The sequence below is a fragment of the Pseudomonas sp. MF6751 genome (assembly GCF_016613265.1).
In the GTDB taxonomy this organism is placed as follows: domain Bacteria; phylum Pseudomonadota; class Gammaproteobacteria; order Pseudomonadales; family Pseudomonadaceae; genus Aquipseudomonas; species Aquipseudomonas fluorescens_BV.
The window spans coordinates 16,585-38,268 of the sequence record NZ_JAENSV010000049.1 but is presented as its reverse complement, the minus strand read 5'-3'; the positions used below and the strand labels follow the sequence as shown (position 1 = coordinate 38,268).

Genomic DNA, 21,684 nt, shown 5'->3' with positions numbered 1-21,684 from the left:
CGGGGCATCAGTTATATCTGTGTCGGCTGCCAGGTCGTCACGGGAGCAAGCTCCCTCGCCACAGATTTAGCGTCGTGCCGAAGTTGTGTAGATACCTATGGCCATCGCAGGCAAGCCAGCTCCCACATTTGACCTCATCAGTTTGAGTTCTTTGAAACATCCACTATCTGGTTACGGCCGCTGTGCTTGGCCTGATACAACGCCTGATCAGCCTTGAGCAGCAGGTCTTCAAGGGAGGTACGGCTGTGCTTCTGCCAGGTACTCAGGCCGATGCTTACGGTGATCGGTTGCTCATCCCCGGCCACTCTCGGCAAGTGCTGGACCCCCTTGCGGATATGCTCGGCGATCACCCACGCGCCCTTGGCGTCGGTATTGGGCAGCACCACCGCGAACTCTTCACCGCCATAACGCGCCGCCAGGTCGGCAGGGCGGCGGATATGGCTGGCGATCACATGCGCGACTGCACGCAACGCCTCATCGCCGCCCTGGTGACCATGGCGGTCGTTGAAGGCCTTGAAGTGGTCCACATCGATCATCAGTACGCTCAACGACTCGGTTGAGCGTTGTGCCCGGTCCCATTCCAGCCGCAAGCGTTCGTCCAGCGTGCGACGGTTGGCCAGGCCGGTGAGGGCATCGGTGGCTGCCAGTTCTGACAGCACCTGTTCAGCCCGATGGCGACGGCGCAGTTCCATGCACAGCGCCCAAGTCAGCCACAACAGGCCCACGCACAACACTCCGGTCGCGATGCTGACCAGCCACGCCGCACGCCGCCAGGGTGCGAACATTTCATCGCTGGACAAGGCCACCGCCACGATCAGCGGCAAGTTGCCCACATTCGAAAAACTGTAGAGCCGTGCATGGCGATCGACACTGGAGATACTTTGGAAGCTGCCGTCCCTTTCGCGCAGCATGCGCGCCACATTCGGGCGCTGGCTCAGGTCCTTGTCGACGATATCTACTTCCAGCAGAGGCTCTTGCGCCAGCAGGATGCCTTGGTGGTTGAGCAGGTTGATGGTGCTGTTGCTGCCGATGTTCAAGCTGCTGAACAACTGATGAAAGTACGAGAGGCGCATGGACGCGACCGCCACTCCCAGGAAGCGCCCATCCGGTGACGAAACGCGACGGCTGAACGCGATGCGCCAGGGGTCGGCACACTGGCAGCGCGCCATGAACGGGCGGCTGATATACAAGCCCAGGTCGGGGTTGATGCGGTGCGCCTGAAAATAGTCCCGATCGGCAAAGTTACCCAGCTTGGGCGTGAGCAGGGACGAATCGGCAATCACCTCGCCGGCCGGGTCCAACAGCAGGATATCGCCCTTGTAGGGCGCCGCTGCGGAACGATCAAACAGCACCAAGTGCCTGATGCTCTCTGAAACGTCTTGCAGGTCGGTGCGCTCGGTGGCGCTGATCAAGCCTTTGAGGGCCATGTCGTAAAGTTCGACATTGCGCAGCACATCAGCGTCGATCAATTGAGTGATGGTGTTGGCGGTGCGCTTGGCCGTCTGCAGGGTGTTGGCATGTTCACGAATCAGCAGCGCAGTGACGACCCCCACGATCAGCAACACTGTGAGCGTACTGCCCAGGATCAGCAGGCGCTCCGGGCGGCGGTTGGGGCGGGTAGGGCTTGAACTCATCGGGCACACTTCTGCGTTGAGAATGCCCTTAGCGTAGTAGCAACTCTTAAATATGGCTGTAGGAGCGAGCTTGCTCGCGAAAAACTCACAGACGCCGCGTTTATTCAGGAAGCACGCGTTATCGTTAACGTTTTTCGCGAGCAAGCTCGCTCCTACCTGTACTCAGAACACGTTGATCGGGTAATCCACGATCACACGGTATTCATCCACATCGCGGTCCACTGCAGAGTAGCCATTGCTGCCGCGATTGGTCGCCCATTGCAGGCGCACGGCCAAGTCCTTGGTCGTGCCGCCCTGCACCACATATTTCAGGTCGATATCGCGCTCCCAGTGCTTGGCGTCCTTGCCATCGGCGCTGTACCAGTTGCTGTAGCCACGACTGTTGGGGTCGACCTTGGTCAGGTCGGTCTTGCCGCTGATGTAGGACACGGTGGACGTCAGGCCGGGCACGCCGAGGCCGGCGAAGTCGTAGGCGTACTTGAGCTTCCAGGAGCGCTCGTTGGGCCCGTTGAAATCCGAGTACTGCTGGGAGTTGTCCAGGTACACGCTGTCGCCCTGGGTAATGTAGTCGAACGGCGTATTGCCATTGACCCGCTGATAAGTCGCCGTGACGCTGTGGTTGCCCACGCCCACGGTGAAATGCAGGCTGTAGGTGTTGTTGTCGATATCCCCCAGCAGCGATTGGCCGGTGTCCTGGGTGTGGTAGTAGTGCAGGCCGGGGGTCAGGCTGACCAGGTCGTTCAGGGCATAGGTGTATTCCAGGTCGTAGTAATACTGGTGCCAGACGTCCTTGAGTTCGGAGGCGTACAGGTTGCTGGTCAGCCCCTCGATCCCGCTGAACGACACGCCAGCCCAGTCCAGATGCTGGCTGTCGGTGTTGGCGGGTAGAGTGCCGTAGCTGGTGCCGATGCGCCGATGGCCGCTCTGGTTGTAGAGCTTGGTGAAACTGGCCTGGCCACCTTCGATCATCCAGCCGTCAAAGCTGTGGTTGGTCAGGCTCACGCCACGGAAAGTCTGCGGCAACATGCGCGTCATGCCGCCGGCGATCACCGGGTTGTTGAGGAACAGGTCGCCGGCTTTCAGTTCGGTGTCGAAGGCGCGCAGCTTCAAGGTGCCGCCAGCCGTCGAGAACGAACCTGGCGCTTTGCCGTTGCCGCTGCCATACGGAAGGATGCTGGAACCATCCGTACCACCACCGCCGTCGAGCTTGAGGCCGAGCATGGCATTGACGTCCAGGCCGAAGCCGACGGTGCCCTGGGTGTAGCCGGATTCGAAGGTGCCGATAAAGCCCTGGCCCCATTCCTTGCTGTCATCGGTATGAATATCGCGTCGGTCGCGGTTCATGTAGTAGTTGCGGGTGTTGATCGTGAGGTGCGAACCCTCGACGAAACCTTCGGCGGGCGGGGCGTCTGTCGCATGGGCAAGGGGGATGATCGTTGCTGCGATTGCGAGGAATAACGGGGTGAACGTCAGCGAGTTCTTCACCGGTGGAGCTCCTTTGGTCAATCATGAACGGCCAGTGTCGTGGGGGTGTGCCCGGCCTTTTTTCACGGCAAAAAAAAGCCGCTGAAGTCAGCGGCTTTAAGACAGATTCCCAGTGTAGAGCCCTGGAAATAAGTCGAGGGAAATTCGGGTGAGTGGTCAGCTGCCTTTGCCGTCGCGCTCATCGATGCGTCAAAGTAACGCAGGCGAGCGGTGCGATACAGAGTGTAACAAGATAATAACTATTGCCCAAACCGCAACAGTGAGGGCCATGGGATCTTCTGTGGGAGCTGGCTTGCCTGCGATGCAGACACCTCGGTATGCCAGGCCTACCGTGGTGATGCTATCGCAGGCAAGCCAGCTCCCACATTTTGACCGAGTTGTTTAGACCGGCAGGGTGATACCAAACGTATTGCCACCGCCTTCACTACGCACAAACACATCCCCCCCATGCATCAACGCAATCGCCTTGACGATGGCCAGCCCCAGCCCGTGATTGGCCCCGCTGTTGCTGCGCGAGGCATCCACTCGATAGAAGCGCTCGAACAGGCGTGGCAAGTGTTCGCTGGCAATGACCTCGCCGGGGTTGGTCACGCCAATCGCCACCTGGTGTGCCTGCACTTCAATGTGCACGTCGATGACGTGCCCCGGCGCGGTGTGTTGCACGGCATTGCTCAGCAGGTTGATCAGTGCGCGGCGCAGGTGGGCCTTTTCGATCTGTACCACGGCATCGCCGTGCACGCGCACTTCGACCTGGGCGTCTTCGAGGATGAAGTCCAGGTAGTCGAGGGTGGTGGCCACTTCATCGGCCAGGGCGCTTTCGATCAGCTTGGTGGCCTTGCTGCCCTGGTCGGCGCTGGCGAGGAACAGCATGTCATTGATGATCGAGCGCAGCCGTTCCAGCTCTTCCAGGTTCGATTGCAGCACCTCGAAATACTGCTCCGCCGACCGACCGCGAGTGAGGGCCACCTGGGTCTGGCCAATCAGGTTGGTGAGCGGCGAACGCAGTTCATGGGCGACGTCGGCGTTGAACGATTCCAGGCGCGAATACGCCTGCTCGACACGGTCGAGGGTGGCGTTGAACGAATTGACGAACTGGCTCAATTCCGGCGGCAGCGGCGACAGGTGCAGGCGCCCGGAGAGTTTCGGCGGCGCAAGCTTTTGCGCCTCATCCGAGAGTTTGCCCAGGGGCTTGAGGCCGATACGCGCGACCCAGAACCCCAACAGTGCCGCCAGTGTTACACCCACCAGCGCGAGGCTGATCAACGCCACCAGCAAGTGATGCTGGGTGGCACGGAAGTTTTCCGTGTCGATGGCAATCATGAAACGCAGCGCCGGGCGCTGGTCCTTGGCTGAAAACTGGCTGACCAGCACCTTGAAGGGATAATCGTGATCCGGTAGACGCAGGTCGCGCTTACCCGTAGCGCCCTCGGCAAAGGCACGAATCTGCGCATCCGGCTCACCGTATTCGTAGCTCGGGTCGCTGCTGACCACCCAGAAACGGATGCGCTTGTCTTCTTCCCCCAACAGCTTGAGCTTGGACCTGATCTTGGCCCAATGCTCCGGCGTGCCGAAGCGATTGATCGACGACTCCAGCACGCTGTAGCGCGCATCCAGCTCGGCACCTGGCAACAACCCCAGGCCACGGTCGACCTGCTGGTACAGCGCGCCGCCGATCAACAGAAAGATCAGCAGCGCCACCAGGGTGAACATGCCACTCAGGCGCAGGGCGATGGAGTTAGCGACCACTGTGGTTTTCCTGCATGCGGTTCTCCAGCACATAACCCATGCCGCGAATGGTGTGCAGCAGCTTGTGTTCGAACGGCCCATCGAGCTTGGCGCGCAAGCGCTTGATCGCCACTTCCACCACGTTGGCATCGCTGTCGAAATTGATGTCCCAGACCATCTCGGCGATGGCGGTCTTGGACAGTATTTCGCCCTGGCGCCGCGCCAATACGCTGAGCAGCGAGAACTCCTTGGCGGTCAGGTCCAGGCGTACACCGTTGCGGCTGGCCTTGCGGCTGATCAGGTCGATCCACAGGTCTGCGACGGTGACCTGCACCGGTTCATGGCCGCCGCTGCGGCGGGTCAGGGCTTGCAGGCGGGCCACCAGTTCCAGGAACGAAAAGGGCTTGCCCAGATAATCGTCGGCGCCTTCGCGCAGGCCGCGGATGCGGTCTTCCACGCGCTCGCGAGCGGTGAGCATGATCACCGGCGTCTGCTTGCGGGCGCGTAAGGCGCGCAACACACCGAAGCCATCCAGGCCGGGCAGCATCACGTCGAGCACGATCACTGCGTAATCGTTTTCCAGCGCCAGGTGCAGGCCCTCGATGCCTTCACGGGCCACGTCGACGGTATAGCCTTGCTCGGTCAGGCCGCGGTGCAGGTAGTCCGCGGTTTTTTCTTCATCTTCAATAATCAGGACGCGCATGACCGCCTCAGTGTGTGGTCGCCAGCGTCAGCGCTGGTTTGGGCCTGTGGAAAAAACGTTCAAGGTACAAGTATATGACCGGCGTGGTGAACAGCGTCAGCGCCTGGCTCACCAGCAAGCCACCGACCACCGCGATGCCCAGCGGCTGGCGCAGTTCCGCCCCAGGGCCTGTGCCGAGCATCAACGGCACCGCACCGAGCAACGCGGCAAGGGTGGTCATGATGATCGGCCGGAACCGCGTGACGCAGGCTTCATAAATCGCATCTTCGGGCGGCAGCCCGCGTACCCGCTGCGCCTCCAGGGCGAAGTCGATCATCAAGATACCGTTTTTTTTCACGATGCCGATCAGCAGCAACAGGCCGATCAAGGCCATGATCGAAAAGTCCTGGCCCAGCAGCCACAGCATAATAAGCGCACCGAGGCCCGCCGAGGGCAGGGTGGAAATGATCGTCAGCGGGTGCACAAAACTCTCATACAGCACACCCAGAATAATGTAGACCGCTACCAGCGCCGCGAGGATCAGCCAGGGTTGGCTGGCCAGCGAGCTCTGGAACGCCTGGGCCGCACCCTGGAAGTTGCCGATGATTGTGCTCGGCATCCCGATTTCGTTTTTGGCCTGGTCGAGCATAATCACCGCATCGCCCAGGGCCACGCCGGGCGCCAGGTTGAACGACAGGTTGGCAGCAGGGAACATGCCGTCATGGCTGATGGACAACGGCCCGACTGTGGGCGGGTCGACTTTGGCCAAGGCCGACAGCGGCACCATTTCATTGGTCAATGGCGAGCGCAGGTAAAAATAGTCGAGGCTTTCGGCCTTGCCGCGCTGTTGGCTGTCCAGTTCAAGTATCACTTGATACTGGTTGATCTCGGTCTGGAACTCGTTGATCTGGCGCTGGCCGAAGGCGTCGTACAACGCTTGGTCGACATCGGTGGCGGTCAGCCCGAAGCGCGCGGCGGCCTGGCGGTCGATGCTGATATGGGTGATGCTGCCGCCCAGTTGCAGGTCGTTGGACAGGTCGCGAAACGCCGGGTTGGCGCGCAGTTTTTCGGTAAGGCGTTGGGTCCAGGTGTTCAGCGTCGGGCCGTCGTTGCTCTTGAGCACGTATTGGTACTGGGCGCGGCTGGGGCCGGAGCTCAGGTTGATGTCCTGGCCGGCGCGCAGGTACAGCACGATGCCCGGCACCTTCGCCAACTGCGGGCGGATGCGGTCGATGAACTGGCTGGCGGACAAATCGCGCTCACTGCGGTCTTTCAAGGCGATCCAGAAGCGGCCGTTGGCGATGGTTTGGTTGCTGCCGGTAACGCCCACCGAATGGGAAAACGCCTGCACCGCCGGGTCGGCCTTGACGATCTCGGCCAGGGCCTTGTGCTTGGCGACCATGTCCTTGTACGACACATCGGCCGCCGCTTCGCTGGTGCCGAGCACGAAACCGGTGTCCTGCACCGGGAAGAATCCCTTGGGAATGAACACATAGCCGACCACCGCCAGGGCCAGGGTTACCACGAAGATCGCGGCCATGCTGCGTTGGTGCGCCAGGGCACGGCGCAGGTTGCGCGCATAGCCGGCCAGCAGGCGTTCGCTGAAGCTGGGTTTTGCGTGGGCAGGGTGGGTAGGGGCGCGCATGAACAAGGCGGCCAGCGTCGGTGCCAATGTCAGCGAAACCACCACTGAAATCAGAATGGTCGCGGTGGCCGTCAACGCAAACTCCTTGAACAACCGACCGACCACCCCGCCCATGAACAGCAGCGGAATAAACGCCGCCACCAGCGAGAAGCTGATGGACACCACGGTAAAGCCAATTTCACCCGAGCCCTTGATCGCTGCTTCGCGCTTGCCCAGGCCTGCCTCCAGGTGCCGATGGATGTTCTCCACCACCACAATCGCATCGTCCACCACAAAGCCCACGGCGATCACGATGGCCACCAGGGTCAGGTTGTTCAGGCTGAACCCCATCACATACATCAGGGCGAAACTGGCCACCAGCGAGACACCCAGCACCGCAGACACAATCAGCGTCGCCGACAGTTGACGCAGGAACAACGCCATCACCGCCACCACCAGCAGGATGGCGATCAGCAGCGTCATTTCCACTTCATGCAGTGAGGCGCGGATAGTCTTGGTGCGATCGGTCAACACGCTGACCTGCACCGAGGCCGGCAACATGCCTTGCAGGCGCGGCAGCTCGGCTTGAATGCGGTCGACGGTGTCGACGATGTTGGCGCCGGGCTGGCGCGAAATTACCAGGTTCACCCCAGGCGTATCGCCGGACCAGGCTTGTACGTAGGCGTTTTCCGAGCCGTTGATGACGTTGGCGATATCACGCAGTTGAACCGGCGCACCGTCCTTGTAGGAAACGATCAGTTGGCCGTATTCCTCCGGGTGAAACAGCTGGTCGTTGGTCGACAGGGTGGACACGCTGTTTTCGCCATAGATCGCGCCCTTGGCCAGGTTGAGGCTCGACTGCTGGATGACCAGGCGTATATCGGCGAGCGTCAGGCCAATGGCCGCGAGCTTGTCAGGGGACGCCTGCACGCGAATCGCCGGGCGTTGCTGGCCGGTGATGTTGATCTGGCCGACGCCGTCGATCTGGCTGATCTGGCGCGCCAGCAGGGTTTCCACGTAGTCGCTCAGCTCAGTGCTGGGCATGCTGCTGGAGCTGACGCTGAGGATCAACACCGGGCTGTCTGCCGGGTTGACCTTCCTCCAGGTAGGCAAGCTCGGCATGTCGCTGGGCAGCTTGCCGGATGCGGTGTTGATCGCGGCCTGGACTTCCTGGGCGGCGGTGTCGATGCTTTTTTCCAGGGTGAACTGCAGGGTCAAGAGGCTGGAGCCCAAGGCGCTGCTGGAGGTCATCTGGGTCATGCCGGGGATGGCGCTGAACTGCACCTCCAGGGGCGTGGCCACCGATGAGGCCATGGTGTCCGGGCTGGCGCCAGGAAGTTGCGCGGTAACCTGGATGGTCGGGAATTCCGCTTCCGGCAGTGGCGCGACGGCCAGGTTCGGGAAGGCAATAATCCCCAGCAACACCAATGCGAAGGTCAGCAGCAGGGTGGCGACCGGGTGATCAACGCACCAGGCCGAGGGCGACCGGCTTGCGCTCATGGCTGCACCTGGGCGTCGGCGGTGTGGATCACTTGTGGCGGCTCCTTGAGCACCTCCACCTGCGCACCGGCCTTGAGCCGAGATTGCCCATCGCTGACCAGCACATCGCCGGCCTGCACGCCTTTGATGATATTGATGTCGCTGTTCTGGTAAGCGACCTGCACCGGCACCACCTCGACTTTTTCAGCGCTTACGCGGTACACGAAATGTGAGTCCAGCCCACGCTGCACCACGGTCGGCGGTACCACCAGGGCGTTCTTGTCGAGGGCCGTCTGGATTTTGATGGTCACCAGTTGTCCCGGCCATAGCTTATGCGCCGGGTTGTTGAACTCGGCCTTGGCCCGCAGGGTGCCGGTGGTGGAACTGATTTGGTTGTCGATCAGGCTCAGGTGGCCTTCGCCCAGCAGATCGCCGGTCTGGCCATCGGTGTCGGCGCCCAGGTAGGCGTCGACGGTGGCCCGGGTGGGGGCGGCGATCAGGCCCTGCAAGGTTGGCAGCATCTGCTGTGGCAGCGAGAACTCAACGGCAATCGGGTCGAGTTGGGTGACGGTAAACAGCCCCTGGGTGTCGCTCATGCGCAGGAAGTTGCCTTCGTCCACATTGCGGATCCCCACGCGGCCGCTGACCGGGGAGCGAATCTGGGTATAGGAAAGTTGTACTTGAGCCGCATCAATGGCCGCCTGATTGCCCTGCACCGTGGCCTTGAGCTGGTTGACCAGTGCCTGTTGCTGGTCATAGGTCTGTTTCGACACGCCGTCGTCGATGCTCAGCGCCTTGTAACGCTTGAGATTGACCAACGCCACTTGCAACTGTGCCTGGCTTTCGCCCAATTGCGCCTTGGCCTGGTCGAGGCTGGCGCGGATCGAGCGGTCGTCGATGGTAGCCAACAGATCGCCAGCTTTTACCGATTGGCCTTCCTTGGCGAGCAACTGGGTGAGGATGCCGTCGATCTGCGGGCGAATCACCACGCTGTGCAACGACAGCACTGAGCCTATGCCGCTGACAAACCTGGGAACGTCCTGTTGCGCGACGTTCACCACCCGTACCGGGATCGCCGTGGGCGCTGCCAGGCGGGGCTTGGCAGGCCGTGTTACTGCCCAGGCGGCCACCGCCAATACCAAGAGGATGCCCACCATCAGGGCCGTGTTTCGTTTTATCTGCATGGGAGGCGCCGGGGCGCAGTTGCACGTTTTAAGCTGCAAGCTGCCAGTTGAAGGTTGGGTAGCTGCTTTATAGCCCGGTAATGCGGTCAGCACGGTGACGCCAAACTGACAGCCGCGACAGCTAGCGCTTTTTACTTGTGGCTTGAAGCTTACCGCTCGCCGCTTTGCCCCCGTATACTGGCGCTTTTACACCTATAGCTGCGCCGGAGCCCTTATGACTTCCCCAACCCAACCCCCTGTCGACGCGGCTGACCCCGTCGATTCGGCCACCGCCGACGGCGTTGAAAAAGCCGAGATCCCGGCGTTCAAGTTCCCCTTCAAACCGGGTGAGCTGGCTGGCGCCAAGAATGCCAGCCAGCCCTGGTACAAAGGCGGCGCCAAGAACGGCCATACCAAGACGCCAGGCATGGCGCCTCCGGGCACTCGCCGCTCCATGGGTAAACGCTGAGATTAAAGCGTTGCGTGCGTTATAGGCAGTTGCCTACATCGCCCGTGGACATTTCTGCTTGTAGGTCTGCGACCGATTCTTGAAAGCTTGCACAGCGTTTGCTTCGTCCCGATGACGCTCATCGGGGCGTGGTGAGTCAGCTTTCCGGAAAAGGACATTCCCGTGGCCCTGATACACCTTTGTGCGGTGCTTGCCCTCTTGCTCTCGACAAGTGTCGTTGCCGCCGACGTTCAACCTCGGCGTGAAATCCGTTTCGCCGTCGCTGCACATTTTCCGCCTTTTCAAAGCCGCAATTCTCAAGGGCAATTGGTGGGGCTGAACATCGAACTGGGCAATGCCCTGTGCGAGCAGCTCAACGTGCGCTGTACCTGGGTTGACCAGATCGTCATGGAAAATTTCCCCGCTCTTGAGGCCAGGCAGTTCGACGCGATCATGGGCATGGCGCCCACCTGCAGTCGACGGCGACGGGTGAGTTTCACCCGTGATCTCTACCCGATCACCACTCGGCTGGTGGCGCGTAAAACCTCGGGCCTGCGCCCTAATCGACGGTCGCTCAGGGGCAAGCGTGTCGGGGTGCTGGTGCGCAGTAATCGGGAAGCCTTTGCCCTGTCGCAGTGGGCGCCGGCAGGGGTAATCATCAGGAGTTTCTGGCTCAACGACCAACTGGTGCAGAGTCTGGTTTCGGGCGATATTGACGCGACCCTTCAAGGCGCCGTGGAGATCCGAGAGGCCCTGCTAGAGACGCCCCAGGGCTTGGACTTCAATTTCATGGGGCCGCCTGTGTCGTCTGGCCTGCTGGGTAATAGCGTGGCGATTGCGGTGCGAAAAACCGATACCGCGTTGCGTAATGAGCTTAATCACGCGTTTGAGCAATTGATGCACAATGGCGAATACCAACGCATCCTCCAGCCCTATCGCCTCGATGTGTTGCCTGCCCATCCATGAGCGCTAATGTGTGAGTGCAACTCTGTTCCCGAGAGGCGCCTATCTACCTGACACTCCGAGCTCCAAATGTGGGAGCTGGCTTGCTGCGATGACGGCCTGACAGCCTGCGACTATCTAGCTGACGCCCCACAGTTGGATCGAGGGGCGTCAGGGAAATTTTCGTCGAATGGTAGGCCGTCGCGGGAGCAAGCTCCCTCGCCACAGGTCCAGCGTCGCGCTGAAGTTGAGTAGATACCTACGCCAAAATAAGGCCGTAGTAGCCTAAGCCGCCCTCAACGAGATAAACGCATAATTGGCCGGCACCTCAGTGGCAATGCGCGCCCCGGCATCCAGCACCTGTTCAGCGATGTCCATCCCGGACACATGAAACACCCATTCATTAGCCATTGCCGGCTGTTCAACCGCCTGCTCAATGGCCTGGGCAAACGCCTGCATGTCCGGCAGGTACGCGGTAAACCCGTCGCCCTTGAGTGCGGTCGTGCGAATGCCAAGCAACGCGCACACCGCTTCTTTGGTCTGCACGTCATCACGGTCGGCCTGGCGTGAACGGCGAATCAGTTCGGCCAGTTGCGCATCCATCAACTCACCACCGACGATCAGCGCAGGGCCTTGCTCCCAGGATTCCGGCGGGCAGTCCTTGGCGCTTGGGTTCAGTGGGATATGCGGGTTGATCTCCATCGGGTAGATGCGGCACACCAGCGGGCGCCGTTCGTAGATGCGGCAGCGGTTGTCTTCGTCAAGATTCCGGCAGCGTCCGGCGTTGTAGGCGGCAAAGGTAATTGCCACAAACGCCTCGGTATTGCCGCTGGGCACGACCACTGAGCGGCGCTCGGCATGTTCCCGTTGTTGCAGGGGCAGGCCCAGGCCGTTACCCAGAAAGCCCTCCACCAGAACGATGACGTTACCGCCGTCCGCCGCCCAGCTGCGGGCTTCTTCGAGGGTCAGGGGCACATGATGGTCGCTGCAGCATTTACCGCAACCGACGCAGGAAAAGTGTGTGTTCATGGCGGATCTGTCACCAGGCAAGGTCAGAGGGCACGCTTGAGGGGTGACGGGTTTTTACCTCTATCTACCGCTCAGGGGGTCTGGAAGCAAGTTATGCGCCAGTGAGGATCAGCCCTGGGATACGATGTCGCGCATCACAAATCGCATGCCCGCACTTTCATACAGTTGCCGGGCGCGCAGGTTGCTCTCCAGCACCTTGAGGTCCACATAGGGTTCACCGCGCTGCTTGAATACCTGGAAGCTGTGCAGCAGCAAGGCGCGGCCCAGTCCTTGGCCTTGGGCGCAGGGGTGTACGGCCAGGTTCTTGATAAAGGCGCTGGTCCAGCATTGGGCCACTGCGAGAACACCGTCGTGGTTACTGGCCACCAGGCACAGCGTCGGGTCGTACTCGGCATCGGTGACGAACTGCTGGCGCCACTCATCCAGGTGGCCGACACGGCCACCGCCCTGGTCCTGGGTCATGCGCAGCACGGCATGGATCGCCGGGGCCAGTTCATCGCGATAATGATCCAGCCGGGTATCCGCTGGCCACTGCGGGGCGGGCAGGCTGCCGGTGAGGTCGCGACGCAGCAGCTGGTAATACTCGCCCAAGGCTTACAGGCCCTTTTGCGCCACGGTTTGTGCGGCGACGACCAGGCATTTGGTCAATTCTGGGGATGAGAATTTGGTGAGTACTGAGTCGGCACCAGCCAGGCGTGCTTTTTCGCTGTTCATCGCGCTGTCCAGGGAGGTGTGCAACAGCACGTAGAGATCCTTGAAATCCGGGGTTTCGCGCAGGGTGCGGGTGAGGGCGTAGCCGTCCATCTCAGACATCTCGATGTCCGACACCACCACGTTGATCTGTTCAACCGTGCCTTGCAGCTCCAGCAACACGTCGATGGCTTCCTTGGCGCTGCGGGCGGTGTGGCAGGTAAGGCCGAGGTTGCGCAGGGTGTGGACCGATTGCTGCAAAGCCACCTGGCTGTCGTCCACCACCAGGATGCGGGCGTTGCCCAGCACTTCGGCTTCTTCCATGGTCAGGTCGGTCGGCGCCGCTTCAATCGGTGCCGGGGCGATGCCATGGATGACTTTCTCGATATCCAGCACCTGCACCAGGCCACCTTCCACTTGGGTAACGCCGGTGATAAACGCCCGATTGCCGCCGGAGCCGTAGGGAGGCGGGCGGATATCGGTGGTCAGGCAATGCACGATCTTGCTCACCGCCTGCACGTGCAGGCCCTGTTTGGAACGGCTGACATCGGTGACGATCAGGCAGCCGCCATCCGGGTCTTGCAAGGGCATTTCACCCAGGGCGCGGCTCAAGTCGATCACCGACAACGAAGCGCCGCGCAAGGTGGCGATGCCTTTGACGTGCGGGTGGGACTCCGGCAGCTTGGTCAACGGCGGGCAGGGGATGATCTCACTGACTTTCAACAGGTTGATGGCCATCAGCTTGCCGCTGCGCAAGGTAAAGAGCAGAAGCGAGAGTGAGTCTGCGCGGGCTTTGGTGGTGGACATAAAAACCTTCTGTGGATCAGGGATGACGATCTATAGAGAGTTATCGACTTGGCTGGCCTGGGCTTTAACCGGATTTTTGTGTCGGGCACTGTTTATGTGGGAGCTGACTTGCCTGCGATAGCCATAGGTATCTACACAACTTCGGCACGACGCTAAATCTGTGGCGAGGGAGCTTGCTCCCGTGACGGCCTGGCAGCCGACACAGATATAACTGATGCCCCGCGATCCAATGTGGGAGCTGGCTTGCCTGCGATGACGGTGTGTCAGCCACTATTGTGTTGGCTGATCCACCGTCATCGCAGGCAAGCCAGCTCCCCCAATGAATTTATAGGGGGTGGGAAGCAGCATTTCAAAATCAGTTCGCCATCCGCACACCACCGCTCAACTCATACGCCACCAACTCCGCCTGGTGCGCCGCCAGAATTTCCGGCAACGAACCGCGCAGGTATTCCACCCAGGTCTTGATCTTTGCATCCAGGTATTGGCGCGAGGGGTAGATGGCGTACAGGTTCAGCTCCTGGGAACGGTAGGTCGGCATCACCCGCACCAGTGTGCCGTTGCGTAGCCCTTCGATCGCGGCGTACACCGGCAGCAGGCCGACGCCCATGCCGCTGGTGATCGCGGTTTTCATCGCATCGGCCGAGTTCACCAGGAAGGGCGAGCTGTTGATCGCCACGCTTTCCTGGCCTTCAGGGCCGTTGAAGGTCCATTTGTCCAGCTGGACCACCGGGCTGACCAGGCGCAGGCACGCATGGTTGAGCAAGTCCTGGGGCCGCTGTGCGCAGCCCTTGGCCTTGACGTAGTCCGGCGAGGCGCAGGCGATGCTGTAGGTGATGCCCAGGCGCTGGGACACGAAACCTGAGTCCGGCAGTTCGCTGGCCAGCACGATGGACACGTCGTAGCCCTCGTCTAGCAGGTCCGGCACGCGGTTGGCCAGGGTCAGGTCGAAGGTCACGTCGGGATGGGTGCGGCGGTAGCGGGCAATGGCGTCAATGACGAAATGCTGGCCGATGCCGGTCATGGTGTGCACTTTCAACTGCCCGGCCGGGCGCGCATGGGCGTCACTGGCTTCGGCCTCGGCCTCCTCGACATAGGCGAGGATCTGCTCGCAGCGCAGCAAATAGCGTTTGCCGGCTTCGGTCAGCGCGATGCGCCGGGTGGTGCGGTTGAGCAAGCGGGTTTGCAGGTGGGCCTCAAGGTTGGAGACCGCGCGCGAGACGTTGGCCGTGGTGGTGTCCAGTTGCACGGCGGCGGCGGTGAAGCTGCCGGCTTCGGCCACACAACTGAAGGCGCGCATGTTTTGCAAAGTGTCCATGGAGTGTTCTCAAGGGAGATAGCAAATTGTGACAGAAAGTTACGCTTTCAGTGATCCCTACCAACGGATTATCGCCTGAACGGTAACAAAGATTCACAGGAATGCCAGCTTATCGTCCTCCATGGCGCCGCCTAGAATTGCGCCACCTCTCCCGCAACACCCTCTCAGGAATTCGCTTGCCGTGCCGCGTCGCATCAGCAGAGAGCTGAAGACTCTCAGTGTTTGGGCTTTAACGTCAGTCATCAGCGGTTGCATCGGAACCGGAGGAATCGCCCCGCAGGGCCAGGCGATCAACGCCAATAGCCTGGCCACCGACGCCGCGATCCAGAGCGCGGCCCGCGACGCCCACTGGCCCACCGCCCAATGGTGGCAGGCCTATGGCGACCCGCAGCTCAACCGTTGGGTCGAACTCGCCACCCAGAACAGCCCCAGCCTGGCCATGGCCGCCGCACGCGTGCGGCAAGCGCGGGCGCTGGCCGGAGTGGCCGAGTCGGCCGAGTCGCTGCAGATCAACAGTGACACCACCCTCAAGCGTCACAACTGGCCCAAGGATCAATTCTACGGCCCCGGCCAATTGAGCGGCGCCAACACCTGGGACAACAATTCGTCCCTGGGCCTGAGATACGCCCTCGACCTCTGGGGCCGGGAAAGCAACACAACCGAACGCGCCGTCGACCTGGCGCACATGAGCGCCGCCGAAGCGCGCCTGGCCCAACTTGAACTGCAAAACAACGTGGTGCGCGCCTATATCCAGCTGTCGTTGCAGTACGCCAACCGTGACATCGCGGCCGCTACCCTGGCCCAGCAACAGCAGATCCTGGACCTGGCCAACAAACGGCTGGCCGCCGGGATCGGTACTCACTTTGACGTCAGCCAGGCCGAAACCCCGCTGCCGGAAACCCATCGCCAACTGGATGCCCTGGACGAGGAAATCGCCCTGAGCCGTAACCAACTGGCGGCGTTGGCCGGCAAAGGTCCGGGGGAGGGCGCGAAGTTGCAGCGCCCGACCCTGGCCCTCGCCGCGCCGTTGAAATTGCCCTCCAGCCTGCCGGCGCAATTGCTCGGCCAACGCCCGGATGTGGTTGCAAGCCGCTGGCAGGTAGCAGCCCAGGCACGGGGTATCGATGTGGCTCATGCAGGCTTCTATCCCAACGTCGACCTGGTCGGCAGCCTTGGCTACATGGCCACTGGGGGCGGCATGCTGGAATTCCTGGCCGGCAAGAAATTCAACTACAACGTCGGCCCGGCGATCACCTTGCCGATCTTCGACGGCGGCCGCCTGCGTGCGCAATTGGGTGAAGCCAGTGCCGGCTACGACATCGCGGTGGCCCAGTACAACCAGACCCTGGTCAATGCGCTCAAGGGCATCAGCGACCAGTTGATCCGCCGCGAGTCCATGGACAAACAGTCGGCCTTCGCCGCGCAGTCGGTGGCCTCGGCGCAGAAAACCTACGACATCGCCATGGTCGCCTATCAACGTGGCCTCACTGACTATCTCAACGTGCTCAACGCCCAAACCTTGTTGTTTCGCCAGCAGCAGATCGAACAACAGGTGCAGGCGGCACGCCTGAGCGCCCATGCCGAGCTGGTGACCGCCTTGGGCGGCGGCCTCGGTGCTGGCGACGATGTGCCCTCGGCTACCAAGACACTCCCAAGCAAGACTCCGGCGGCGCTCGCCGTGTTTGATCACTGAGTAGGCCTTGATGACTCCCTTGCCTGCACCGCTGCGCTGGCTGCATTCCCTTGAGTGGCGCCGTGGTTTCTTCGACTGGGCACGCAGTGATGGCGTGACCTGGGTGTATATCTTCAAAGTGCTGGTCGCTGCGTTCCTGACGCTGTGGCTGGCCATGCGCCTGGAACTGCCGCAACCGCGCACGGCGATGATCACCGTATTTATCGTGATGCAGCCCCAGAGCGGCCAGGTGTTCGCCAAAAGTTTCTACCGTTTCCTGGGGACCTTGGCAGGCTCGGCGGTGATGGTGCTGTTGATCGCCTTGTTTGCGCAGAACACCGAACTGTTCCTGGGTGCGCTGGCGATCTGGGTCGGCATTTGCACCGCCGGTGCCACGCGCAATCGTAACTTTCGCGCCTATGGGTTCGTGCTCGCCGGCTACACCGCGGCGATGGTCGGCCTGCCGGCCCTGGCCCACCCGGACGGCGCCTTCATGGCGGCGGTGTGGCGGGTGTTGGAAATTTCCCTGGGGATACTGTGTTCGACACTGGTCAGCGCCGCCATCCTGCCGCAGACCTCCAGCGCCGCCATGCGCAACGCGCTGTACCAGCGCTTCGGTGTGTTCGCGCTGTTCGTGACTGACGGCCTGCGCGGGCGCAGCCAGCGCGAAGGCTTCGAGGCCAGCAACGTGCGCTTTATTGCCGAAGCCGTGGGCCTGGAAGGCTTGCGTAGCGTCACCGTGTTCGAGGACCCGCACATGCGTCGGCGCAACGGGCGGCTCAGTCGCCTCAACAGCGAATTCATGAGCATCACCACACGCTTCAACGCCTTGCACCAATTGCTCAAACGCTTGCGCGCCGATGAGGCCGACCATGTGGTGGCAGCGATCAAACCCGGCCTGCAAGACCTGGCCGAAGTGCTCGACAGCTTTTCTGGCCGCGCCCTCACCAGCCCCGATGCCGCGCGCCTGGTCGACCAACTGAGCGCCTACAAGGACGGCCTGCCCGCCAAGGTGCGCAGCCTGCGGGCGAGCTTCCAGGAGGGCAACCCGACGGACGCCGAGCAGTTGGATTTCCACACGGCCTACGAGCTGCTGTACCGCTTCGTCGACGACCTGCACAACTACGCGCAAACCCACGCGTCCCTGGCCGAGCATCGCCATGCGCGGGAGGATTGGCACGAAGCCTACACGCCAAAGACCAACTGGTTGGCCTGTGCCGCTGCCGGTGTGCGCGCCTCGTTTATCCTGGTTGTGCTGGGCAGTTACTGGGTGGCCACGGCCTGGCCCAGCGGCGCCACCATGACCCTGATCGCGGCGGCCACCGTGGGCTTGTCTGCTGCCACGCCCAACCCCAAGCGCATGGCGTTCCAGATGGCCTGCGGCACCTTGATCGGCGCCTTGGTCGGCTTTGTCGAAATGTTCTTCGTGTTCCCATGGATCGACGGTTTCCCGCTGCTGTGCGTGATGCTCGCGCCGGTGATCATCTTCGGGGCCTTTCTGTCTTCACGCCCGCAATACGCCGGTGTGGGTGTGGGCCTGTTGATCTTCTTCAGCACCGGCTCGGTGCCGGATAACCTCACGGTCTACAACCCCTACACCTTTATCAACGACTACATCGCCATGGTCATCGGTATGCTGGTGTGCGCGGCGGCGGGCGCGATCATCCTGCCGCCCAACAGCCGCTGGTTGTGGCGCCGCCTGGAGCAAGACCTGCGTGAGCAAGTGGTGTATGCCATCAGCGGCAAGCTCAAGGGCCTGGCGTCGAGCTTTGAAAGCCGCACCCGCGACCTGCTGCACCAGGCGTATGGCCTCGCGGCCGGCGAGCCGCAGGTGCAGCGCGATTTGCTGCGCTGGATGTTCGTGGTGCTGGAGGTCGGCCACGCGATCATCGAGCTGCGCAAGGAACAGGCAATTTTGCCGGTGCACCCGGCGTATGCCGAGTCGCAGCCGTGGCGCCAGGCGATCCGCGTGATGGGGCGCTCGCTGGTGCGGCTGTTCCTGCAACCCAGCGCCAGTAACCTGGAGCGCGGGTTGATTGCCGTCGACCATGCGATCAGCCGCGTGCAGGCCACCGACGAACCCTTCGCCCCGCACTTCGACACCTCGGCCCTGCGCCGTGTGAAGAGCTACCTGCACTTTATTCGCACCTCGTTGCTCGACCCGCAATCGCCTCTGGCCGCCCTCAAAGGAGCCCCGAATGCCTCGTGAAATTGCATTCCACGGCATCTATATGCCGACCATGACCCTGATGTTCTTGATCGCAGCCGGGCTGGCCTGGGCGATTGATCGCTTCCTGGCCGGGTTCGACCTGTACCGTTTCTTCTGGCACCCGGCGCTGCTGCGCCTGAGCCTGTTCGCTTGCCTGTTCGGCGCCCTGGCGCTGAGCGTCTACCGTTGAGAATGCCCCGATGAAAAAGTTTTTCAGCCTGCTCGCCACCTTGCTGGTTCTGGCGTTGGCGATCTGGATTGGCCGCACGTTGTGGGTGCACTACATGCAAACGCCGTGGACCCGCGATGGTCGGGTACGCGCCGACATTATCAATGTGGCGGCTGACGTCACCGGCGAAGTGGTGGACGTGCCGGTACGCGATAACCAGTTGGTGAAAAAAGGCGACCTGCTGATGCAGATCGACCCCGAGCACTACCGCATTGCCGTCAAGCAAGCGCAATCGCTGGTCGCTTCACGCAAGGCCACCTGGGAAATGCGCAAGGTCAACGCGCACCGCCGCGCCGACCTCGACGCCCTGGTGATCTCCAGGGAAAACCGCGACGACGCCAGCAACATCGCCGACTCGGCCCTGGCCGATTATCAGCACGCCCTGGCGCAACTGGAGGCCGCCGAACTCAACTTGAAACGCACGCGAGTGCTGGCGGCGGTGGACGGTTATGTCACCAACCTCAACGTGCACCGTGGCGACTATGCGCGTATCGGCGAAGCGAAAATGGCCGTGGTGGATATGAACTCGTTCTGGGTCTATGGCTTCTTCGAAGAAACCAAACTGCCCCACGTGAAGGTGGGCGACAAAGCCGATATGCAATTGATGAGCGGCGAGACCTTGAAGGGCCATGTGGAAAGCATCTCGCGCGGCATCTACGACCGCGACAACCCCGAGAGCCGTGAACTGATCGCCGATGTGAACCCGACCTTCAACTGGGTGCGCTTGGCCCAGCGTGTGCCGGTGCGGATTCACATTGATGAAGTGCCGGAGGGCGTGTTGTTGGCGGCCGGGATTACCTGCACCGTGATCGTCAACCCAACACAGCACTAAGCTGTGGGAGCTGGTTTGCCTGTCCCCACAATTGACCGTGTCAGACTTTGATAAAGGTTTCATGCAAGTGCCGCCACAGCAGCGCGCCACTGGCCTGTTTCTCGAACACCACGGTGGCGCGGCGGTCGGTCTGGGTGCCACTGTCGTCAATCTGATGCTCGCGATACGTGACCGTCGCGCCGCGTGCATGGCGGTCGATGCCGGTCATTTCACTCAGGGTGATTTTCAGTCCCGGACGCATCCCGCCCAGGCGCGTGAACAGCGCATTGACCCCGGCCGTGTTGACCCGCGTACCGGTGGCGGGCGCCACCATGCTGAACTCGGGTGAGAAGCGCGCCAGCAGGTTTTCCAGCGTGCCCTCAGGCGCAACGCCGGCAAACCATTGTTCGATCTCGACGTGGGTCTGGATCACTTCTTCAAAAAAATCGCTGTAGTCAATCATGCTTGGGCTCGCTGCAAGGGTGAAGCAGCGTGCGTATCCTGGAAGCATCCAGGCGCAACACTGCGAAAAGCGGCAACAGGGTCAGAGCTGCCGCCATCGTGAAGGTAATCGCGAAGGAATCCAAGGCCGACAGTACTGCACTGAGCACGGCGGCGCCCACGCAGAAACTCACTTGCCGGTTCATGTTCCACAACGCGCTGGCGTGGCCCATGCGCTCGGCGGGAATATCCAGAAAGGCCAGGGTTTGTGCGGTGCTGCTGCACAAGCTGCCGCCCAGGCCCATCAAGACGTAGGCCGCAATAATCAGCGTCGGCTCGTTGAGCAGCAGGATACCGCCGCATTGCAGCGCCATGCCGGCCAGTAACAAGGGTTTGGGGCCAAAGCGATTGAAGAGTCGCTTGCTCAGGTAGATCGCCACGGCCGAGGCCAGTGCCCACGGCAGCATGAGCGCGCCGGTCTGGGTGGCGTCATACTCCAGGCCACGCACGTAGAGGATGGCGATCAGGCTGGTGCCGATAAATACCCCCGGAATACACAGGTAAACCAGCATTGCCACGCGCAGCATCGGGCTGGCGGCTTGTTTGAACACACTGCCCAGGTCCAGGGGCGGGCGCTCGGTTAAAGGCACATCGGGTTTTATCCACAGCAGCGCCAGCAGCAGGGTCACTAGCGCCAGGGGCAGGTTGGCGTAGAAAATCCAACGCCAGGACAGGCTGTCGACAATCACCCCGCCCAACGCCGGGGACAGCGCTGGCACCAGCAACGCCACCGACATCACCCGCGCTGTCAATTGGCTGCGCTCGACCGCCGGAAAGTGTCGGTAAGCCATGGCTTGCCCCACCGGAATCAGTAAGCCGCCGCCGAGCCCCTGCAAGGCGCGCCAAGCTATCAACGCTTCGATGGAGCCAGCCTGGCCGACCATCACCGATGCGCCGGCAAACAGCAGCAGGCTGGTAGCGATCAGGGTGCGCTCGCCCATGAGCGCCGCCAACCACACACTCAAGGGAATGATCACTGTCAGCCCGAGCATGTAGGCATTGCTGATCCACGCCAACTGGGTGACCGAGGCTTGCAGTTCGCGGGCGATATCCGGGTAGGCGACGGTGGCGACAAACATGTTCACCAGGTCCAGGGCAAAACCCAATAAAAAGATCCAGGCGACTTTCGAGCGGTAGGTCATGAACGCGATCCTGCGAGTGAAGCCGGCAGGTTAGGGCGCACGCAGGGTTTGGGATACGTCGATTTGCCTGCTAGTTTGTCAAAAATATTTTGACAAA

18 protein-coding genes are annotated in these 21,684 nt (G+C 61.7%); 6 read left to right on the top strand and 12 right to left on the bottom strand.

All coding sequences use genetic code 11. The annotated features are described in order from the left end of the window. Positions 1-137: 137 nt before the first annotated feature. From JJD66_RS24405 to JJD66_RS24380, 6 genes are all read right to left on the bottom strand, one after another. Positions 138-1,634 (bottom strand): GGDEF domain-containing protein, encoded by a 1,497-nt coding sequence (locus JJD66_RS24405; RefSeq protein WP_200649240.1) that lies wholly within the window; start codon positions 1,632-1,634, stop codon positions 138-140. A 162-nt stretch (positions 1,635-1,796) separates the two neighbouring features. Next, complete coding sequence (locus JJD66_RS24400) at positions 1,797-3,119, bottom strand: OprD family porin (protein ID WP_200649239.1); 1,323 nt, start codon at positions 3,117-3,119, stop codon at positions 1,797-1,799. 381 nt (positions 3,120-3,500) lie between these two features. Beyond that, a complete protein-coding gene (locus tag JJD66_RS24395) occupies positions 3,501-4,865 on the bottom strand; it encodes a heavy metal sensor histidine kinase (protein WP_200649238.1) in 1,365 nt (454 codons plus the stop codon). Beyond that, positions 4,855-5,547 (bottom strand): heavy metal response regulator transcription factor, encoded by a 693-nt coding sequence (locus JJD66_RS24390; RefSeq protein ID WP_014716981.1) that lies wholly within the window; start codon positions 5,545-5,547, stop codon positions 4,855-4,857. Before JJD66_RS24390 ends, JJD66_RS24395 begins: the two co-directional genes overlap by 11 nt. A 7-nt stretch (positions 5,548-5,554) precedes the next feature. Beyond that, a complete protein-coding gene (locus JJD66_RS24385) occupies positions 5,555-8,650 on the bottom strand; it encodes a multidrug efflux RND transporter permease subunit (RefSeq protein ID WP_200649237.1) in 3,096 nt (1,031 codons plus the stop codon). After that, a complete protein-coding gene (locus JJD66_RS24380) occupies positions 8,647-9,813 on the bottom strand; it encodes an efflux RND transporter periplasmic adaptor subunit (RefSeq protein ID WP_200649236.1) in 1,167 nt (388 codons plus the stop codon). Before JJD66_RS24380 ends, JJD66_RS24385 begins: the two co-directional genes overlap by 4 nt. Positions 9,814-10,027: 214 nt before the next feature. Between JJD66_RS24380 and JJD66_RS24375 the strand changes: the two genes are divergently transcribed. Next, on the top strand, positions 10,028-10,261 hold the full coding sequence (locus JJD66_RS24375; RefSeq protein WP_105225809.1) for a hypothetical protein: 234 nt from the start codon (positions 10,028-10,030) through the stop codon (positions 10,259-10,261). Between the two features lie 162 nt (positions 10,262-10,423). Further along, positions 10,424-11,206: a transporter substrate-binding domain-containing protein gene (locus tag JJD66_RS24370; protein ID WP_198716750.1), complete on the top strand. Its 783-nt coding sequence runs from the start codon at positions 10,424-10,426 to the stop codon at positions 11,204-11,206. A 261-nt stretch (positions 11,207-11,467) separates the two neighbouring features. Here JJD66_RS24370 and JJD66_RS24365 read toward each other — a convergent pair whose 3' ends face one another. From JJD66_RS24365 to JJD66_RS24350, 4 genes are all read right to left on the bottom strand, one after another. Beyond that, positions 11,468-12,211, bottom strand: a complete 744-nt coding sequence (locus tag JJD66_RS24365; RefSeq protein ID WP_197900828.1) for a YkgJ family cysteine cluster protein — start codon at positions 12,209-12,211, stop codon at positions 11,468-11,470. A 108-nt stretch (positions 12,212-12,319) separates the two neighbouring features. Then, positions 12,320-12,802, bottom strand: coding sequence for a GNAT family N-acetyltransferase (locus tag JJD66_RS24360; RefSeq protein ID WP_200649235.1), 483 nt, complete (start codon positions 12,800-12,802; stop codon positions 12,320-12,322). A 3-nt stretch (positions 12,803-12,805) separates the two neighbouring features. Then, the gene (locus JJD66_RS24355) at positions 12,806-13,708 is read right to left on the bottom strand and encodes a chemotaxis protein CheV (RefSeq protein ID WP_014716988.1); all 903 of its coding nucleotides are present in this window, start codon (positions 13,706-13,708) and stop codon (positions 12,806-12,808) included. Positions 13,709-14,063: 355 nt separating this feature from the next. Continuing rightward, the gene (locus JJD66_RS24350) at positions 14,064-15,023 is read right to left on the bottom strand and encodes a LysR family transcriptional regulator (RefSeq protein ID WP_034126355.1); all 960 of its coding nucleotides are present in this window, start codon (positions 15,021-15,023) and stop codon (positions 14,064-14,066) included. Between the two features lie 181 nt (positions 15,024-15,204). Between JJD66_RS24350 and JJD66_RS24345 the strand changes: the two genes are divergently transcribed. Genes JJD66_RS24345 through JJD66_RS24330 form a run of 4 tightly spaced genes read left to right on the top strand, consistent with a single transcriptional unit; the run spans position 15,205 to position 19,965 of the window. Then, the gene (locus tag JJD66_RS24345; RefSeq protein WP_200649234.1) at positions 15,205-16,716 is read left to right on the top strand and encodes an efflux transporter outer membrane subunit; all 1,512 of its coding nucleotides are present in this window, start codon (positions 15,205-15,207) and stop codon (positions 16,714-16,716) included. Between the two features lie 10 nt (positions 16,717-16,726). Beyond that, a complete protein-coding gene (locus JJD66_RS24340; RefSeq protein WP_200649233.1) occupies positions 16,727-18,904 on the top strand; it encodes an FUSC family protein in 2,178 nt (725 codons plus the stop codon). After that, on the top strand, positions 18,894-19,094 hold the full coding sequence (locus JJD66_RS24335) for a DUF1656 domain-containing protein (protein WP_005784982.1): 201 nt from the start codon (positions 18,894-18,896) through the stop codon (positions 19,092-19,094). The genes JJD66_RS24340 and JJD66_RS24335 overlap by 11 nt, the downstream gene beginning before the upstream one ends. Positions 19,095-19,104: 10 nt before the next feature. Further along, the gene (locus JJD66_RS24330) at positions 19,105-19,965 is read left to right on the top strand and encodes an efflux RND transporter periplasmic adaptor subunit (RefSeq protein ID WP_200649232.1); all 861 of its coding nucleotides are present in this window, start codon (positions 19,105-19,107) and stop codon (positions 19,963-19,965) included. Positions 19,966-20,005: 40 nt separating this feature from the next. Here the strand turns inward: JJD66_RS24330 and JJD66_RS24325 are convergent, their stop codons facing one another. Both JJD66_RS24325 and JJD66_RS24320 read right to left on the bottom strand, forming a co-directional pair. After that, entirely contained in the window at positions 20,006-20,407 is a 402-nt protein-coding gene (locus JJD66_RS24325) for a DUF4440 domain-containing protein (protein WP_200649231.1), read from the bottom strand. After that, positions 20,400-21,587, bottom strand: a complete 1,188-nt coding sequence (locus JJD66_RS24320; protein WP_198716632.1) for an MFS transporter — start codon at positions 21,585-21,587, stop codon at positions 20,400-20,402. Before JJD66_RS24320 ends, JJD66_RS24325 begins: the two co-directional genes overlap by 8 nt. Between the last annotated feature and the right edge of the window lie 97 nt (positions 21,588-21,684).

Excerpts from the sequence above, each read along its gene's own strand:
- JJD66_RS24320 (WP_198716632.1), bottom strand. The coding sequence starts at position 21,587 with ATGACCTACCGCTCGAAAGTCGCCTGGATCTTTTTATTGGGTTTTGCC.
- JJD66_RS24340 (WP_200649233.1), top strand. The coding sequence starts at position 16,727 with ATGACTCCCTTGCCTGCACCGCTGCGCTGGCTGCATTCCCTTGAGTGG.
- JJD66_RS24330 (WP_200649232.1), top strand. The coding sequence starts at position 19,105 with ATGAAAAAGTTTTTCAGCCTGCTCGCCACCTTGCTGGTTCTGGCGTTG.
- JJD66_RS24375 (WP_105225809.1), top strand. The coding sequence starts at position 10,028 with ATGACTTCCCCAACCCAACCCCCTGTCGACGCGGCTGACCCCGTCGAT.
- JJD66_RS24355 (WP_014716988.1), bottom strand. The coding sequence starts at position 13,708 with ATGTCCACCACCAAAGCCCGCGCAGACTCACTCTCGCTTCTGCTCTTT.
- JJD66_RS24325 (WP_200649231.1), bottom strand. The coding sequence starts at position 20,407 with ATGATTGACTACAGCGATTTTTTTGAAGAAGTGATCCAGACCCACGTC.
- JJD66_RS24365 (WP_197900828.1), bottom strand. The coding sequence starts at position 12,211 with ATGAACACACACTTTTCCTGCGTCGGTTGCGGTAAATGCTGCAGCGAC.
- JJD66_RS24390 (WP_014716981.1), bottom strand. The coding sequence starts at position 5,547 with ATGCGCGTCCTGATTATTGAAGATGAAGAAAAAACCGCGGACTACCTG.
- JJD66_RS24405 (WP_200649240.1), bottom strand. The coding sequence starts at position 1,634 with ATGAGTTCAAGCCCTACCCGCCCCAACCGCCGCCCGGAGCGCCTGCTG.
- JJD66_RS24350 (WP_034126355.1), bottom strand. The coding sequence starts at position 15,023 with ATGGACACTTTGCAAAACATGCGCGCCTTCAGTTGTGTGGCCGAAGCC.
- JJD66_RS24385 (WP_200649237.1), bottom strand. The coding sequence starts at position 8,650 with ATGAGCGCAAGCCGGTCGCCCTCGGCCTGGTGCGTTGATCACCCGGTC.
- JJD66_RS24335 (WP_005784982.1), top strand. The coding sequence starts at position 18,894 with ATGCCTCGTGAAATTGCATTCCACGGCATCTATATGCCGACCATGACC.
- JJD66_RS24380 (WP_200649236.1), bottom strand. The coding sequence starts at position 9,813 with ATGCAGATAAAACGAAACACGGCCCTGATGGTGGGCATCCTCTTGGTA.